The sequence below is a fragment of the Streptomyces sp. NPDC058221 genome (assembly GCF_042882365.1).
Taxonomy (GTDB): Bacteria; Actinomycetota; Actinomycetes; order Streptomycetales; family Streptomycetaceae; genus Streptomyces.
Window position 1 is genome coordinate 1 of record NZ_JBHVWF010000011.1, and the last position, 15,908, is coordinate 15,908.

At 71.1% G+C, this 15,908-nt stretch carries 16 protein-coding genes; 2 read left to right on the forward strand and 14 right to left on the reverse strand.

Going from position 1 to position 15,908, the window contains the following annotated elements; all coding sequences use genetic code 11:
• Positions 1–78: 78 nt before the first annotated feature.
• Complete coding sequence (locus ACFVW8_RS05915) at positions 79–2,607, reverse strand: ATP-dependent Clp protease ATP-binding subunit (protein ID WP_363029574.1); 2,529 nt, start codon at positions 2,605–2,607, stop codon at positions 79–81.
• A 442-nt stretch (positions 2,608–3,049) separates the two neighbouring features.
• On the opposite strand from ACFVW8_RS05915, the gene ACFVW8_RS05920 reads away from it, so the two are divergent.
• On the forward strand, positions 3,050–3,661 hold the full coding sequence (locus ACFVW8_RS05920; protein ID WP_389686458.1) for an SCO3374 family protein: 612 nt from the start codon (positions 3,050–3,052) through the stop codon (positions 3,659–3,661).
• Here ACFVW8_RS05920 and ACFVW8_RS05925 read toward each other — a convergent pair.
• The 10 genes from ACFVW8_RS05925 to ACFVW8_RS05970 form a co-directional block, all read right to left on the reverse strand.
• Complete coding sequence (locus tag ACFVW8_RS05925) at positions 3,640–3,975, reverse strand: Lsr2 family protein (protein WP_363071198.1); 336 nt, start codon at positions 3,973–3,975, stop codon at positions 3,640–3,642. The genes ACFVW8_RS05920 and ACFVW8_RS05925 overlap by 22 nt on opposite strands.
• Positions 3,976–4,119: 144 nt before the next feature.
• Positions 4,120–4,677 carry an amino-acid N-acetyltransferase gene (locus tag ACFVW8_RS05930; protein ID WP_311311808.1) on the reverse strand — a complete coding sequence of 186 codons (558 nt, stop codon included), beginning with the start codon at positions 4,675–4,677 and terminating at the stop codon, positions 4,120–4,122.
• A 9-nt stretch (positions 4,678–4,686) separates the two neighbouring features.
• A complete protein-coding gene (locus ACFVW8_RS05935) occupies positions 4,687–5,169 on the reverse strand; it encodes a BlaI/MecI/CopY family transcriptional regulator (RefSeq protein ID WP_389686461.1) in 483 nt (160 codons plus the stop codon).
• A 124-nt stretch (positions 5,170–5,293) separates the two neighbouring features.
• Positions 5,294–5,473 (reverse strand): hypothetical protein, encoded by a 180-nt coding sequence (locus ACFVW8_RS05940; protein ID WP_389686463.1) that lies wholly within the window; start codon positions 5,471–5,473, stop codon positions 5,294–5,296.
• A gap of 43 nt (positions 5,474–5,516) precedes the next feature.
• Complete coding sequence (locus ACFVW8_RS05945; protein ID WP_389686627.1) at positions 5,517–6,095, reverse strand: hypothetical protein; 579 nt, start codon at positions 6,093–6,095, stop codon at positions 5,517–5,519.
• A gap of 185 nt (positions 6,096–6,280) precedes the next feature.
• A complete protein-coding gene (locus ACFVW8_RS05950) occupies positions 6,281–7,078 on the reverse strand; it encodes a type III pantothenate kinase (protein WP_389686465.1) in 798 nt (265 codons plus the stop codon).
• Entirely contained in the window at positions 7,078–8,112 is a 1,035-nt protein-coding gene (gene nadC / locus ACFVW8_RS05955; RefSeq protein ID WP_389686467.1) for a carboxylating nicotinate-nucleotide diphosphorylase, read from the reverse strand. The genes ACFVW8_RS05950 and nadC overlap by 1 nt, the downstream gene beginning before the upstream one ends.
• Positions 8,113–8,114: 2 nt before the next feature.
• The gene (locus ACFVW8_RS05960) at positions 8,115–9,872 is read right to left on the reverse strand and encodes an L-aspartate oxidase (RefSeq protein ID WP_389686469.1); all 1,758 of its coding nucleotides are present in this window, start codon (positions 9,870–9,872) and stop codon (positions 8,115–8,117) included.
• A complete protein-coding gene (gene panC, locus ACFVW8_RS05965) occupies positions 9,869–10,930 on the reverse strand; it encodes a pantoate--beta-alanine ligase (protein ID WP_389686471.1) in 1,062 nt (353 codons plus the stop codon). The genes ACFVW8_RS05960 and panC overlap by 4 nt, the downstream gene beginning before the upstream one ends.
• Positions 10,927–11,874, reverse strand: coding sequence for a Rossmann-like and DUF2520 domain-containing protein (locus tag ACFVW8_RS05970; protein ID WP_389686473.1), 948 nt, complete (start codon positions 11,872–11,874; stop codon positions 10,927–10,929). The genes panC and ACFVW8_RS05970 overlap by 4 nt, the downstream gene beginning before the upstream one ends.
• Positions 11,875–12,097: 223 nt before the next feature.
• Here ACFVW8_RS05970 and ACFVW8_RS05975 point away from each other — a divergent pair, with 223 nt between their 5' ends.
• Complete coding sequence (locus tag ACFVW8_RS05975; protein ID WP_389686475.1) at positions 12,098–13,321, forward strand: threonine aldolase family protein; 1,224 nt, start codon at positions 12,098–12,100, stop codon at positions 13,319–13,321.
• Between the two features lie 27 nt (positions 13,322–13,348).
• Here ACFVW8_RS05975 and ACFVW8_RS05980 read toward each other — a convergent pair whose 3' ends face one another.
• The 3 genes from ACFVW8_RS05980 to ACFVW8_RS05990 all read right to left on the reverse strand — a co-directional run bounded on the left by ACFVW8_RS05980 (position 13,349) and on the right by ACFVW8_RS05990 (position 15,906).
• Positions 13,349–13,957 carry an AAA family ATPase gene (locus tag ACFVW8_RS05980; protein WP_389686477.1) on the reverse strand — a complete coding sequence of 203 codons (609 nt, stop codon included), beginning with the start codon at positions 13,955–13,957 and terminating at the stop codon, positions 13,349–13,351.
• Positions 13,958–13,960: 3 nt separating this feature from the next.
• Positions 13,961–14,635, reverse strand: a complete 675-nt coding sequence (locus tag ACFVW8_RS05985) for a response regulator (RefSeq protein ID WP_389686479.1) — start codon at positions 14,633–14,635, stop codon at positions 13,961–13,963.
• Positions 14,636–14,697: 62 nt separating this feature from the next.
• Positions 14,698–15,906, reverse strand: coding sequence for a sensor histidine kinase (locus tag ACFVW8_RS05990; protein WP_389686481.1), 1,209 nt, complete (start codon positions 15,904–15,906; stop codon positions 14,698–14,700).
• Between the last annotated feature and the right edge of the window lie 2 nt (positions 15,907–15,908).

A 15,908-nucleotide genomic window follows, 5' to 3' on the forward strand; every position in this document is an offset into this window, starting at 1 on the left:
ACCCCTCTGGGGCGCCCCCGCCGGCCGTCGCACCGGGGGGGGCCCCCGCCCCTTCGGACGTGCGGCGCTAAGCGCCTGTCACGCTTCCTTCGTCATGTTCGGGCCGGCGCCGCCTGCCGCCTGCTCGATCGGAGGGACGTCGGGCAGAGCCGACTTCTCCTCGCCGCGGAAGGTGAACGTCTTCTCGTCACCTTCGCCCTCGGTGCCGACGACCACGATGTGACCGGGGCGCAGCTCACCGAAGAGGATCTTCTCGGAGAGGATGTCCTCGATCGAGCGCTGGATCGTCCGGCGCAGCGGCCGGGCGCCCATCACGGGGTCGTAGCCCTTCTTCGCCAGGAGCGACTTCGCGTCCGCGCTGAGCTCGATGCCCATGTCGCGGTCCTTCAGCCGCTCGTCCACCTTGGCGAGCATGAGGTCGACGATCTGGATGATGTCTTCCTCGGTGAGCTGGTGGAAGACGACCGTGTCATCGACACGGTTGAGGAACTCGGGCCGGAAGTGCTGCTTGAGCTCTTCGTTGACCTTGTTCTTCATCCGCTCGTAGTTCGTCTTCACGTCACCCTGGGCGGCGAAGCCCAGGTTGAAGCCCTTGGAGATGTCCCTGGTCCCGAGGTTGGTCGTCATGATGATGACCGTGTTCTTGAAGTCCACGACCCGGCCCTGGGAGTCGGTCAGGCGACCGTCCTCCAGAATCTGGAGCAGGGAATTGAAGATATCGGGGTGGGCCTTCTCGACCTCGTCGAAGAGGACGACCGAGAACGGCTTGCGCCGCACCTTCTCGGTGAGCTGACCGCCCTCTTCGTATCCCACGTACCCGGGGGGAGAACCGAAGAGACGGGAAACCGTGTGCTTCTCGCTGAACTCCGACATGTCGAGGGCGATCAGTGCGTCCTCGTCGCCGAAGAGGAATTCGGCGAGCGTCTTGGAGAGCTCGGTCTTACCGACACCGGACGGACCGGCGAAGATGAACGAGCCACCGGGACGCTTCGGGTCCTTCAGACCCGCTCGCGTACGACGGATCGCCTGCGAGAGCGCCTTGATGGCGTCCTTCTGGCCGATGACGCGCTTGTGGAGCTCGTCCTCCATGCGCAGCAGACGGGAGGACTCCTCCTCCGTCAGCTTGAAGACCGGGATGCCGGTGGCGGTGGCGAGGACCTCGGCGATGAGCTCGCCGTCGACCTCGGCCACGACGTCCATGTCGCCGGCCTTCCACTCCTTCTCGCGCTTGGCCTTCGCCGCCAGCAGCTGCTTCTCCTTGTCACGGAGAGAGGCCGCCTTCTCGAAGTCCTGGGAGTCGATGGCCGACTCCTTGTCGCGACGCACGCCCGCGATCTTCTCGTCGAACTCGCGGAGGTCCGGCGGCGCGGTCATCCGGCGGATGCGCATCCGGGAACCGGCCTCGTCGATCAGGTCGATCGCCTTGTCCGGCAGGAAGCGGTCCGAGATGTACCGGTCGGCCAGCGTCGCGGCCTGGACCAGCGCCTCGTCCGTGATGGACACGCGGTGGTGGGCCTCGTAGCGGTCGCGCAGACCCTTGAGGATCTCGATGGTGTGCGGCAGCGAGGGCTCCGCGACCTGGATGGGCTGGAAGCGGCGCTCGAGAGCGGCGTCCTTCTCCAGGTGCTTGCGGTACTCGTCGAGCGTGGTGGCACCGATGGTCTGGAGCTCACCTCGCGCCAGCATCGGCTTGAGGATGCTGGCCGCGTCGATCGCGCCCTCGGCGGCACCCGCACCCACCAGGGTGTGGAGCTCGTCGATGAACAGGATGATGTCGCCGCGGGTGCGGATCTCCTTGAGCACCTTCTTCAGGCGCTCCTCGAAGTCACCGCGGTAGCGGGAACCGGCGACCAGTGCACCGAGGTCGAGGGTGTAGAGGTGCTTGTCCTTGAGGGTCTCGGGCACCTCGCCCTTGACGATGGCCTGGGCCAGGCCCTCGACGACCGCCGTCTTGCCGACGCCGGGCTCGCCGATGAGGACCGGGTTGTTCTTCGTACGGCGGGACAGCACCTGCATGACCCGCTCGATCTCCTTCTCGCGCCCGATGACCGGGTCGAGCTTGGATTCACGAGCGGCCTGGGTGAGATTCCGGCCGAACTGGTCCAGCACCAGAGAGGTGGAGGGCGTGCCCTCCGCGGGGCCGCCCGCTGTGGCAGCCTCCTTGCCGCCCGAGTAGCCGGAGAGCAGCTGGATGACCTGCTGGCGGACCCGGTTCAGGTCGGCGCCCAGCTTCACGAGGACCTGGGCTGCGACGCCCTCGCCCTCGCGGATCAGGCCGAGCAGGATGTGCTCGGTGCCGATGTAGTTGTGGCCGAGCTGAAGGGCCTCGCGGAGCGACAGCTCCAGGACCTTCTTGGCTCGGGGAGTGAAGGGGATGTGGCCGGACGGGGCCTGCTGGCCCTGACCGATGATCTCCTCCACCTGCTGGCGGACCGCCTCGAGCGAAATCCCGAGGCTCTCCAGGGCCTTAGCGGCGACACCCTCACCCTCGTGGATCAGGCCCAGGAGGATGTGCTCGGTGCCGATGTAGTTGTGGTTGAGCATCCGGGCTTCTTCCTGAGCCAGGACGACAACCCGCCGCGCGCGGTCGGTGAACCTCTCGAACATCGTTAATCGCTCCTCAGAGCGGTCAGGCAGTAAGGGGTCGGTCCCCTCCCTGTCCTTCCGCAGCTTAGTCCCGCAAGCGGGGACCGCTCATTTCAACTGCCGACACCCGGCCCTGCTTCCCGGGGGATCTGCCGCCCCGAACGCCGACAACTGCTCCAACCCGATGGTGCGAGACGATGTTCCCGCAGGCCAGGCAGATACCCCTATCGCCAGTACGCCGATGGCGAACGTGAGACGTCCGGTGGCTGCGTGTCGCCCCTTCCCCACTAGGGATGTCTTACCCGCAATTACAGACAGTCCATGCGGCGTACGCGGGTTCCCTCCGCTACGGGCGAACATCTTCGTACTCCTGAATGCGCCCGTACGCCCCCAACCCGGACACACTACGCGTTCGATCAAGGACTCTGCGTAACCCCCGGACGGGATCGGGAGTTCTTCCAGCATGGCCCTCACCGTCCCGCCTCCCCGCATTCCGCTTCCCGCCGAGCGGGACGGCTGTGATCCGCGGGGCGGCTGCGCCCGGTGGTACGAGCAGGAGCTCGGCTGGGCCACCGCCGGTGACGCGCCGGTGCGGCTGCTGACCGGGTTGCGGTTCGACGCGCTCGTCGTCCCCGCCGCCGCCGGGCACGCGGCGCTGCGGCGGGTGGGCCGCACAGGCCCCGTGGCTCTCATGGGCCGGCGGATGAGCCTGCTGGTGGCCGCGGGGAGCGCGGATGAGCTGCCCGGGCTGCTCGACTGGCTGGAGTGGGGCCAGGTCGCCCTCACGATGACCGTTCTCGGCGCGGGCGGCCGGATCACCGCACCGCCACCGCCGGGCCGGCCGGGCCCGCCGGGGGCCGCGGTGTGGCTGCGGCCCCCCTGCCCACCGCACGAGCAGGAGGGGGGACCGGTACTCCCGGCCCTCTCCGGCTTCGGGAGCAGGGGTGGGGCTACTCCCGATCTCGTCCGGATCGTGGACGCCGTGGCGACGGAATGCCACCGGGCCCGACTGATGCGCGCCCGGACGGGACTTTCCTCCGATGAACCGGCTGCTCAGCCGTTGGCCTTCTCGTAAGCCTCACGGATGTCGGCGGGAACACGGCCGCGGTCATTCACATTGTGGCCGTTCTCGCGTGCCCACTTACGGATCTCGGCGGTGTCCTTGTTGCCACCGGGAACCGCACGGCCCTTGCCGCGACCGGACGCCGCACGGCCACCGGTGCGCCGACCGCTCTTGGCGTAGGGCTCCAGCAGCGTACGGAGCTTGTCCGCGTTGCTCGTGGTGAGGTCGATCTCGTATGTCTTGCCATCCAGCGCGAACGTGACGGTCTCGTCCGCCTCGCCGCCGTCGAGGTCGTCAACAAGAAGGACCTGAACCTTCTGTGCCACCGGATTTCCTTTCATCGAAAATGGAGTACGCGGAAAGGAAACCGCTTTTCCCCGGAAAACACAAACCCCCGGGAGAGGTTCAGGTGCGCAAGAAGACGGGAAACGTGCGCGATTCGGACATAGGGCTCGGGCTTCTTCCGGCGGTCACAGGTGCAGAAGCATCCGACTGTTACCCAAGGTGTTCGGCTTCACTCGTTCGAGACCGAGGAACTCCGCGACTCCCTCGTCATAGGAACGCAGCAGCTCGCTGTAGACATCTCCGTCGACCGGAGTCTCCCCGATCTCCACGAAGCCGTGCTTCGCGAAGAAGTCGACTTCGAAGGTGAGGCAGAAAACCCGCCGCACGCCCAGCCAGCGGGCGGTCTGCAACAACTTGTCCAGTACCTGGTGGCCGACTCCCGCACCCTTGATGCTGTGGTCGACCGCGAGGGTACGGACTTCGGCGAGGTCTTCCCACATCACATGCAGTGCGCCGCAGCCGATGACCCTGGCATCCTCGTCGCGTTCGGCGATCCAGAACTCCTGGATGTCCTCGTAAAGCGTGACCGTTGCTTTGTCCAGCAGGATGCCTTCACGTACGTAGCCGTCGAGGAGTCGCCGGACGGCGGGCACATCGCTCGTCCTCGCACGTCGGACGGTGATGGCCACGTTTATAACCGACGGTTCGGTCTGGAAATCGGTTTGTGGAAGCTCTGAGGACATACCCCGACGCTATCGCCCGGCCTCAGACTCCGCTCCATCGGCTGCTTCGGCCGCTTCATCGACCGGTTCACCGACGGCTTCAACCGCTTCATCGCCCGCTTCACCGCTCGGGTCCGCGGCATCTTCGGCAAGAGTGGGCACAACCATCCGCATCGCGTCCCGGAGAGCGTCCCGCTGCTCGGCCGACATCATGCCGAAGAACGCGACCAGTGCGGCGGCCGGGTTGTCACTCGTCGACCAGGCTTCGTTCATCAGTGCGGCCGAGTACGCGGCGCGGGTGGAGACCGCCGTATATCGATAAGCGCGGCCGTCCACTTCCCTGCGGACCCAGCCCTTCTGATGGAGATTGTCCATTACCGTCATGACGGTGGTGTAGGCGATGGACCGTTCCTGCTGAAGGTCCTCAAGGACTTCCCGCACGGTGACCGGACGGTTCCATTGCCAGACCCGGGTCATCACGGCGTCTTCCAGCTCTCCCAATTGACGGGGCACAGCGTCACCCTAGTGCCAAATGTCTGGAATAGCCGGTTATTCACACAGCAAAAGGGCGTACGGCTCTCTCGGAGCCGTACGCCCTTCGTACGGTGCTGCGTGCAATGCGCGCGGGTCCGCGGAGTCAGACCGCTTCGGTCCGCGGGGCCTGGTGGGCCGCCTCCGCGCGGCTGATCGCCGCATCCACGGCCGCATCCTCTTTGGCCTTGTTGGGGCCGCCCTGGCTCTTGACGATCGTCACGACCAGACCGATGAAGAAGGCTGCCATCACCACGGGGGGCACAAGCGCGGATACGTAGTCCATGGTGTCCAGAGTAGCGAGCCCGGTACGGACTTCCGCGCGCCCCCTATCCCGCGGCGCGCTGCTGCTGCGGCGGGGGTGCCGGACGGCGGCGGGGCGGGAAGACCTCGGAGGGCTTCGGGGCCGGGCGGTCGGACGGCGCCGCCGGCCGGGCCGGGGCCGCCGGGACCTTCGGCTTGTCCGGCTCCGCGGCGCGGCCGCCGGGGAGCGCGAGCAGCCGGCTGCGGGGCGCCGGTGTCGTCGCGGCGACGGAGCGGCCGGCCAGCCGGGCTCGCACCGAACGCTCCGCGAGCACCTGACACCGCTCCAGGAGCGCCGCCGCGACCGGTCCGCCGCGCAGGGCGCGCAGCGCGGCCAGATCCTCGGGGCGGGGGTCGTACCCGGCGGCCAGCGCGTCCTGGAGGAGCTCCAGATAGCCGCTGAGCGAGCCGGGGAGGGCGTTTCGGTAGCGGACGAGGTCGGCGAGGAGGAAGGCGCGCAGCCGTCCGGCCTCGCTGACCGTCTCGTCCACGGAGCCCGCTAGCCGCAGGCAGTCCTGGACATCCTCGTCGGGCAGGGGCGCGGGATGGAGGGCGATGGCGAGGGCGCGTCGGAGCACTCGCAGCTCGTCCGCGCTGAACGCCATACCGCCGCGTGATCCGTAAGGCGTGGGCATGACGCGACAATACGTGCTAAATGGACAAAATCCGTTTAACTGGCCGTCGGGCGGCGCGGCGGCCCGGCGGAGCCGTCGCACCGCCGAACCGCCGGTCGGGGCCTGTTTCCGGGCCCGGCCAGGCCCTGTCCGGCCCTGATCCGCCGGACACGGCCCTACAGGCGCGCGACGTTCCGCTCGTACACCAGGCGCAGGCCGATGAGCGTGAGCCAGGGCTCGTGCTCGTCGATGACCGACGACTCGCCCAGCACCATCGGAGCAAGGCCGCCCGTCGCGATGACGGTGACGTCGTCGGGGTCGGCGGCCAGTTCCTTCTTCATCCGCCCTACGACACCGTCGACCTGGCCGGCGAAGCCGTAGATGATGCCGGACTGCATGGCCTCGACGGTGTTCTTGCCGATCACGCTGCGCGGCCGGGCCAGCTCGATCTTGCGCAGCTGGGCACCCTTGACGCCGAGCGCCTCGACCGAGATCTCGATGCCGGGCGCGATGACGCCGCCGGTGTACTCGCCCCGGGCGGAGACCGCGTCGAAGGTGGTGGCCGTGCCGAAGTCGACGACGATCGCCGGACCGCCGTACAGGTCGACGGCGGCGACCGCGTTGATGATGCGGTCCGCGCCGACCTCCTTCGGGTTGTCCATCAGGATCGGCACGCCTGTCTTGATGCCCGGCTCGACGAGAACGGCGGGGACGTCGCCGTAGTAGCGGCGGGTCACCTCGCGCAGCTCGTGCAGGACGGCGGGGACGGTGGAGCAGATGGCGATGCCCTCGATGCCGTCGCCCAGCTCCATGCCCAGCAGCGGGTGCATGCCCATCAGGCCCTGGAGCAGCACCGCCAGCTCGTCGGCGGTGCGGCGGGCATCGGTGGAGATCCGCCAGTGCTCGACGATCTCCTCACCGTCGAACAGACCGAGCACGGTGTGGGTGTTTCCGACGTCGATGGTGAGCAGCATCAGGCGCCGGCCCCGTCGGTGTCGCGGAAGTCCAGGCCGATGTCGAGGATCGGCGAGGAGTGGGTGAGCGCGCCGACGGCCAGGTAGTCCACACCGGCCTCGGCGTAGGCGCGGGCGGAGCCCAGCGCCAGCCGGCCGGAGGACTCCAGGACCGCGCGGCCGCCGACGAGGGCGACCGCATCGGCCGTCTGCGACGGGGTGAAGTTGTCCAGCAGGATCAGATCGGCGCCCGCGTCCAGCACCTCGGTGACCTGCTCCATCGTGTCGACCTCGACCTCGATCGCGAGGTCCGGGAACTCGTCCCTGACCCGCTTGAAGGCCTCGGCGACCCCGCCTGCCGCGATGACGTGGTTGTCCTTGACCAGCGCGGCGTCGGAGAGCGACATGCGGTGGTTGACCCCGCCGCCGCAGCGCACCGCGTACTTCTCCAGGGCGCGCAGGCCCGGGGTGGTCTTGCGGGTGTCACGGACCTTGGCCTCGGTGCCTTCGAGCACATCGGCCCAGGCGCGGGTGGCGGTGGCGATGCCGGAGAGCCGGCAGAGCAGGTTGAGCGCGCCGCGCTCGCCGGTGAGCAGATCACGGGTGCGGGTGGTGACGGTCAGCAGCTTCTGGCCGGCGGCGACGCGGTCGCCGTCCTCCACGTGCCGCTCGACCTCGAACTCGGACGTGCAGACGATGGACAGGACGGCCTCGGCCACGTGCAGACCGGCCACCACTCCCGCCTCCCGGGCGGTGAAGTCGCCGGTGGCCATGGCGTCCTCGGGGACGGTGGCCACGGTCGTGACGTCCACCCCGCCGTCGAGGTCCTCCGCGATCGCGACGTGCGCGACGTCCTCGACCTGCACCGGGTCAAGACCCGCATCGGCGAGGAGCCGGGCGAGCGAGGGGTCGAGCCCGCACTCCTCCTCGTAGCCGTCGTCCCCGCCGCAGCCGCAGCCGTCCCCGCAGCCACCCGCGGCAGGTGCGGGCGCGCCGATCTGGATCAGCGGTACGTCCACGGGTGTGGGGCGCGGATTCTCTTCGGGCGTGCTCACGGTTACGGCTCCTCGGGGGTGGGGTGGGTGGTGCCTGCTGCTGCGCAGTCTGCTCGCCCGGACGGGCGTACGGGGCCGAATGCCTCGGTATCCGTCCGACGGAGGACGAGCGCCGCGGCAGGCAGCGTCGGCTGCCGGTTGGAGGTGAGCCGTACGACGAGGTGCCGGCGCCAGTGCTCGTCGTCGCGCTCGGGCCGGTCCTCACGCCAGTGGCAGCCGCGGGTCTCCTCGCGCTCCCTGGCCGCGGCGACCAGCACCCGGGAGACCAGGAGGAGGTTGGTGACCTCCCAGGCCTCGACACCGGGCTCCGCGAGCTTCGGCTCGGTCGCCCCGGCCTTCAGGAACGCGCTGCGGTGCAGGTCCTCCAGCTCGTCGGCGGCCCTGGCGAGGCTGTCGGCGGAGCGCAGGACGCCCGCGCCGCGGGTCATGATGCGCTGGATCGTTCCCCGGGCCTCGGGGGCCAGCAGCGGCGAGGTCACCGGATGTGCGGCAACGGCCTCGGCGCCCGCACGGGGGCGGTCCGCGACGATGTCCGCCGCGATGCGCTCGGCGAAGACCAGACCTTCGAGGAGCGAGTTGGAGGCCAGCCGGTTGGCGCCGTGCACACCGGTGCAGGCGGTCTCGCCGCAGGCGTACAGGCCGGGCACGGTCGTACGTCCCCGCAGGTCGGTGCGGATGCCGCCGGAGGCGTAGTGCGCGGCCGGGGCGACCGGGATCGGCTCCTTCACCGGGTCGATGCCGTGGGCCCGGCAGGCGGCCAGGATCGTGGGGAAGCGCTGTTCCCACATCTCGGCGCCGAAGTGGCGGGCGTCGAGGTACATGTGCTCGGTGCCGTGCAGCTGCATCTGCCGGGTGATGGCCTTGGCGACGATGTCGCGCGGGGCGAGCTCCGCCATCTCGTGCTGCCCGAGCATGAAGCGCGTGCCGGACGCGTCGACGAGGTGGGCGCCCTCGCCCCGTACCGCCTCCGAGACGAGGGGCTGCTGGCCCTCGGAGCCGGTGCCGAGGAAGAGGACCGTGGGGTGGAACTGGACGAATTCGAGGTCCGAGACCTCCGCGCCGGCCCGCAGCGCGAGTGCCACACCGTCACCGGTGGAGACCGAGGGGTTGGTGGTGGCGGAGAAGACCTGGCCCATGCCGCCGGTGGCGAGGACCACCGCGGGGGCGTGGACCGCGCCGACGCCGTCGTGCTGGCCCTCGCCCATGACGTGCAGGGTGACGCCCGCGGTGCGGCCTTCGGCGTCGGTCAGCAGATCGAGGACCAGGGCGTTCTCGACGGTGTGCAGGGCGGCTTCGCGGACCGCTTCGACCAGGGTGCGGGAGATCTCCGCCCCGGTCGCGTCGCCGCCCGCGTGCGCGATGCGGCGGCGGTGGTGACCGCCCTCCCGGGTCAGCGCGATGTCGCCGTCGTCCGTGGTGTCGAAGTGGGCGCCGGTGCCGATCAGCCGCCGCACGGCGTCCGGGCCCTCGGTGACGAGCAGGCGCACTGCCGCCTCGTCGCACAGGCCGACGCCCGCGACCAGGGTGTCGTCCAGGTGCTGCTCGGGGGTGTCGCCCTCGCCGAGGGCCGCCGCGATGCCGCCCTGGGCCCAGCGGGTCGAGCCGTCGTCGAGCCGCGCCTTGGTGACGACGACGGTGGCGAGGCCCGCGGCGGCGCAGCGCAGTGCGGTGGTGAGGCCGGCCACGCCGGAGCCGACCACTACGACATCGGCGTCGATGGACCAGCCGGGGGCGGGGGCGGTCAGCCGTATTCCGGTCACGCGGTGGCTCCGAAGGTCAGCGGGATGTTGTCGATGAGGCGGGTGGCGCCCACCCGGGCGGCGACGGCGAGTACCGCCTCGCCGGCCGTGCGGTCGTCGGGGATCTCGGTGAAGTCGGCCGGGTCCACGAGCGCCACGTAGTCGAGGGCGAGCGGGGGCTGTTCGGCCGCCGCCTCGTCCAGGACCGCGCGGGCCGCGGCGCGCACGGCGGCGGGTCCGCCGTCCTGCCCGGCGCGGGCGACCGCCTGCGCGTCGGCTGCCAGCCGGGCCTCGCCGAGCCGGTTGAGCCCGGCGGCCCGGCCCTCGCTCGCCCCGCCGGCCAGTGCGCGGGCGTGCAGCGCCTGCTGGGCGGCGAGCCGGTCGCGGGCGGCGAACAGGGCCCTGGACAGGGCGAGCGCGGTGTGCCGTTCCTGAGGGTCGAGGAAGCGGTTGCGGCTGGAGAGCGCGAGCCCGTCGGGCTCGCGGGCCGTCTCCACGCCGACGATCTCCACGGGGAAGTTCAGATCGCTCACCATGCGGCGGATCAGCGCCAGCTGCTGGGCGTCCTTCTGCCCGTAGAACGCGAGGTCCGGGCGGGTGAGGTGGAGCAGCTTGGCGACGACGGTGAGCATCCCGTCGAAATGCCCGGGGCGCGAGGCCCCTTCGAGACGCTCGCCCATCGGGCCGGCCGAGATGCGGACCTGCGGCTGCCCGCCCGGGTAGACCTCGTCGCCCGACGGGGCGAAGACGACGTCGGCACCGGCCGCGCCCGCGAGGGCGAGATCGGCGTCGAGGGTGCGGGGGTAGCGGTCGAGGTCGGCCGCCTCCCCGAACTGGAGCGGATTGACGAAGACGGTGACGACGACCTGACCGGCCCGGCCCACAACAGCGCGTGCGGTACGGATCAGCGAGGCGTGGCCCTCGTGCAGGGCGCCCATGGTCATCACGACGGCGCGCTCGGGCCCGGTCCGGCCGGTGTCGGCCGTGCTGTCGACGGGGGCGTACGCGTGCCCGTCGGCGGGGGCATAGGCATCGAGCTCCGCGGCGGTGCGGAGCAGGGTGGCGGCGGGATCGGTCATCGGGACTCCTCCGGTCCGGTGCCGCCGGTGCGGCCGCCGTCGCCCAGGACGCCGAGCAGGTCCTCGGCGAGCTCCGGCTTGAGCATGCCGTGGGCGAGCGCGCGGTCGGCGGTGGCGCGGGCCATGGCGACGTATCCGGCCACCGTCTGCGGGGCGTGGGTGCGCAGCTCGCCGATGTGCGCGGCGACCGTGCCGGCGTCACCGCGGGCGACCGGGCCGGTCAGCGCGGCGTCACCGGAGCGCAGGGCGTTGTCGAGTGCGGCGCCGAGCAGCGGGCCGAGCATCCGGTCGGGGGCGGCCACCCCCGCCGTGCGCAGCAGCTCCATCGACTGGGCGACCAGCGTGACCAGGTGGTTTGCGCCGAGGGCGAGGGCCGCGTGGTAGAGCGGGCGGGACTCCTCGGCGATCCATTCCGGCTCGCCGCCCATCTCGATGACCAGCGCCTGGGCCGCCAGCCTCAGCTGCTCGGGTGCGGTGACGCCGAAGGAGCAGCCGGCCAGCCGCTGGACGTCCACGGAGGTGCCGGTGAACGTCATCGCCGGGTGCAGGGCGAGCGGCAGGGCGCCGGCCCGCAGCGCGGGGTCCAGCACCTTCGTGCCGTAGCGCCCGGAGGTGTGCGCGATGAGCTGTCCCGGCCGGACCGCGCCGGTCTCGGCAAGGCCCTCCACCAGGCCCGGCAGCGCGTCGTCGGGGACGGTCAGCAGGACGAGCTCGGCGCGCGCCAGGACCTCGGCGGGCGTCACCAGGGGGACGTCGGGGAGCAGGGCGGCGGCGCGGCGCACCGAGGCGTCGGACACGCCGGAGACCGCGACCGGGCGGTGTCCCGCGAGCTGCAGGGCGACGGCCAGGGCGGGGCCGACACGGCCCGCGCCGACGACACCGACGGTGAGGCGGGCAGGGCGGTCCCTCGCGTCGAGAGGGTCCTTCGGGGCTGTTGCATTCACGCGGCAGTGGCCTTCCGTTCCAGTCCGCGGGGGGTACCGGACGATTTCTCTGCATGCTACGCCAGCGTTTCGTCCGGCTCCGGGCCGTCCACAGGCTGTGGGAAACTCCGTGCCCCGCAGGGCGTCCCGGCCGGACCGCACCGACGGGCCGCCGGACGGACCGAAGGGAGCGGCCTCGCGATAACCCGTGGGCGGCAGCCCCGTTCTGCGTGATGATCGTCCCATGGCAGACATGAACGAGCAGGCGCACGGCAGGACGGCGGACGAGGCAGCGGACTCCGGCGACGGGCAGCGGGACGAGGACGACGCCCCCACGCTCCGCCGGCTGGCCGCCTGGCGGCAGGCCGGACGGACCCTGCACCGGTCGCCGCTCGACCGCTCGCTCGGCGAACAGCTGGAAGTGCTGGCCGCCGAGGCCGGCACGGTCACCGATCTCGACCGGCCCGGGGACATCTACGGCAACGGTGTCGTCACCGAGCTCGAGCAGCGGATCGCCGAGGTGCTGGGCACGGAGGCCGCCGCGTTCTTCCCGACCGGGACGATGGCCCAGCAGGTCGCGCTGCGGTGCTGGGCCGGACGGACCGGCAGTCCGACGGTGGCGCTGCATCCGCTGGCCCACCCCGAGGCGCACGAGCGCGGCGCGCTCGGCGCGGTGAGCGGGCTGCGTACCGTCCATCCGACGTCGGCGCCGAGGCTGCCCACGGCGGACGAGATCCGTGACTTCGAGGAGCCGTTCGGCACCCTGATGCTGGAGCTTCCGCTGCGTGACGCGGGCTTCGTCCTTCCCACCTGGGAGGAGCTGGAGGCAGTGGTGGCGGCCGCGCGCGAACGCGACGCGGTGGTCCACTTCGACGGGGCGCGGCTGTGGGAGTGCACCACCCGTTTCGGGCGGGAGCTGCCGGAGATCGTGGCGCTCGCGGACAGCGTGTACGTGTCGTTCTACAAGACCCTCGGCGGAATCTCCGGCGCCGCGCTCGCCGGTTCCGCCTCGCTGATCGACGAGGCCCGTACCTGGCGGCACCGGTACGGCGGCCAGCTCTTCCAGCAGTTCCCGGCTGCGCTCTCCGCCCTGAGCGGCCTGGACCGGGAGCTGCCGAAGCTGCCGTCGTACGTGGCACAGGCACGGTTGGTGGCCGCGGCGCTGGCCGAGGGGTTCGCGGAGTCCGCTACCGGGTGGTCCCGGGTGCACCCCGAGCCGCCGCACACGCACCAGTTCCAGGTGTGGCTGCCGTACGGGGCCGACGTGCTGACGGAGGCGGCGGTGCGGCAGGCGGAGGAGACGGGAGTGTCGCTCTTCCGCAGCTGGTACCCGGCGCCCGCCGCACCCCCCGGACTCTCCCTCACGGAGGTCACGGTCGGGGCCGAGGGGCTGGAGTGGACAGCCGCCGACGTCAAGGCGGCCCTGGACGAGTTCCTGAAGCGGGTGGCCGAGGGGATCCGGCGCTGAGCGCCGCGCGGCGCTCAGCGCCGGCGGTCAGTCGAACCGGATGTGCCTGATCCCCGTCCAGGTGCGCCGCAGCCGGTGCCGCAGCGCGCTGTCCGTGTCCGGCAGCAGGGTGAGCCCCGCCGGTCCGGCGATCCGGTCGGCGACCTGCGGAACGGTCAGCCGGTCGGTGTGGATGTGCTCGGCGAACTCCGGAGCCGCGAGCCGCTCCAGGCAGTGATCCAGCTTCGCCACGGCGAAGCTCTCGCGCTTCAGCCCGCGCCCCAGTCCGCGTTCGCGCAGCCGCCGCAGCACCGTCGCGCGCTCGGCGAGCAGGGCGAAGTGGTGCACCGTGTGCCCGTCCTCGCGCAGCCGCCCGATGATCTCGGCGAAGTAGCCGGAGTCGACCAGGGTCATCGGGGCGATCACTGTGCCGGGATGCCCGTCCAGGGCGAGGGCGAGCATGTCGTGCACACCATGCCGCCAGACAGGCAGATCCTGGAAATCGCCGCGCAGCGCCGGCGGCAGCGTCCGGTGCAGCCCGAAGCCGATGTGCTCCGGGTCGCAGACCACGCTGCCGGGCAGCCGCCGCTTCAGTTCGTACGCTGTCTGCGTCTTGCCGCCGCCGAACGGGCCGTTCACCCAGATCAGCGCCCCCATGACTCAGCCCGCTCCGCCGCCGGCGCGCACCAGCCCCGTCTCGTAGGCGAGGACGACGACCTGCACCCGGTCGCGCAGACCCAGCTTGGTCAGGATGCGGCCGACGTGCGTCTTCACGGTCGCCTCGGAGAGCACCAGCCGGGCGGCGATCTCACCGTTCGACAGTCCCTGGGCGACCAGCAGCATCACCTCGCGTTCGCGTTCGGTGAGCTTGGCGACGTCCTTGTGGCGCGGCTCGGGCGTACCGCTCGGCAGCATCGGCGAGAACCGGTCGAGCAGCCGGCGGGTGGTGGACGGGGCGACGACCGCGTCGCCGCTGTGCACGGAACGGATCGCGGCGAGCAGTTCGCTCGGCGGCACGTCCTTGAGCATGAAGCCGCTGGCCCCGGCCTTCAGCCCGGAGAACGCGTACTCGTCGAGGTCGAACGTCGTCAGGATGAGCACCTTGGGCGCGTCAGGCTCCGCACAGATGCGGCGGGTGGCCTCGACGCCGTCCAGCCTCGGCATCCGCACATCCATCAGCACGACGTCGACCGCGGTGGACCGGAGGTTCTCGATCGCCTCCACGCCGTCGCCGGCCTCGGCGACGATCTCCATGTCCGGCTGCGCGGCCAGCACCATCCGGAATCCGGTACGCAGCAGCACCTGGTCGTCGACGAGCATTACGCGGATCGCCATGAGGGTCCTTGTCTCCTGTTTCGTTCTGTGGTCGGTCGTCGGCGGGTTCCGAGGCGCGCGGGTCAGGTGGCCGGCTTGAGCGGCAACAGCACGCTGATCCGGAATCCGCCCCCGGGGCGCGGTCCGGCGTCCAGCGTGCCGCCGACCATGCCGACGCGCTCACGCATGCCGATCATCCCGTGGCCCGCGCCGTCGGCACCGCCGTCCTCGTACAGTTCGTGCGCGGCACCCCGGCCGTCGTCCTCCACCAGCAGGCCGAGCCCGTCGTCGAAGTACACCAGCCGCACGCTGGCCCCCGCGTTCGGGCCGCCGTGCTTGCGGGTGTTGGTCAGCGCCTCCTGCACGATGCGGTACGCGGTCAGCTCGACGCCACTGGGCAGCGGGCGAGGGGTGCCCTCGATCTTGAAGTCGACGGCCAGACCGGCGGCCCTGACATGCTCGATCAGGTCCGCGATCTGGTCGACGTCGGGCTGCGGAACGTACTCCCCGGTCTCCGGAGCGTCCCCCGTCCTCAGCACCCCGAGCAGCCGCCGCATCTCCGCGAGTGCCTGCCTGCCGGTGCCGGAGATGGTCTCCAGCGCCTGCCGCGCCTGGTCGGGCGCCGCGTCCATGACATAGGCGGCGCCGTCCGCCTGGACCACCATCACCGAGACGTTGTGCGCGACGACATCGTGCAGCTCACGGGCGATACGGGCCCGCTCGGCAGCCACCGCGACCTTCGACTGCGCCTCCCGCTCCCGCTCCAGCCGGGCGGCGCGCTCCTCCAGCTGGTCGAAGTAGGCGCGCCGGGTCCGCATCGAGTCCCCGAGCACCCAGGCGAGCACGAACGGCACCGTCATCACGACGACGACGAACAGCTTCTCCATCAGGCCGCTGGGCTCGCTGTTCGGCCAGCGCAGCTGGGAGAGGGCGGCAGCGCACAGACTGCACGTCAGGGCGAGCCTGGACGCCCAGCGCTCGCCGACGGTGGCCACGGTGAACGTGATCACCAGCATGGCGAAGTTCGCGGTGGTCGGTCTGACCCCGAACCCCAGCTGGGCGACCCCCATCGCGATGGCGAGGAGCAGCATCTTCTCGGGCGCGCGGCGGCGCAGGGCGACGACGACGCTGAGACCGATGACGATCGGCACGATGGCCAGGCGCTCGGCCCGGCCGCCGTGGCCGACATCGCCCACGACGATGGTCATGCCGGAGATCCCGAGGAGGAAGACAGCCCAGAAGCTGTCGACGCCCGTCGGGTGTCTGCGGATGAAATCGTAGAGGCGCTGCACGT

Coding starts and splice junctions, on each gene's coding strand:
- ACFVW8_RS05940 (WP_389686463.1), bottom strand. CDS start 5,473: ATGGACTACGTATCCGCGCTTGTGCCCCCCGTGGTGATGGCAGCCTTC.
- ACFVW8_RS05945 (WP_389686627.1), bottom strand. CDS start 6,095: ATGGCGTTCAGCGCGGACGAGCTGCGAGTGCTCCGACGCGCCCTCGCC.
- panC (WP_389686471.1), bottom strand. CDS start 10,930: ATGACCGATCCCGCCGCCACCCTGCTCCGCACCGCCGCGGAGCTCGAT.
- ACFVW8_RS05980 (WP_389686477.1), bottom strand. CDS start 13,957: ATGGGGGCGCTGATCTGGGTGAACGGCCCGTTCGGCGGCGGCAAGACG.
- ACFVW8_RS05985 (WP_389686479.1), bottom strand. CDS start 14,635: ATGGCGATCCGCGTAATGCTCGTCGACGACCAGGTGCTGCTGCGTACC.
- ACFVW8_RS05950 (WP_389686465.1), bottom strand. CDS start 7,078: ATGCTGCTCACCATCGACGTCGGAAACACCCACACCGTGCTCGGTCTG.
- ACFVW8_RS05915 (WP_363029574.1), bottom strand. CDS start 2,607: ATGTTCGAGAGGTTCACCGACCGCGCGCGGCGGGTTGTCGTCCTGGCT.
- ACFVW8_RS05920 (WP_389686458.1), top strand. CDS start 3,050: ATGGCCCTCACCGTCCCGCCTCCCCGCATTCCGCTTCCCGCCGAGCGG.
- ACFVW8_RS05975 (WP_389686475.1), top strand. CDS start 12,098: ATGGCAGACATGAACGAGCAGGCGCACGGCAGGACGGCGGACGAGGCA.
- ACFVW8_RS05930 (WP_311311808.1), bottom strand. CDS start 4,677: ATGTCCTCAGAGCTTCCACAAACCGATTTCCAGACCGAACCGTCGGTT.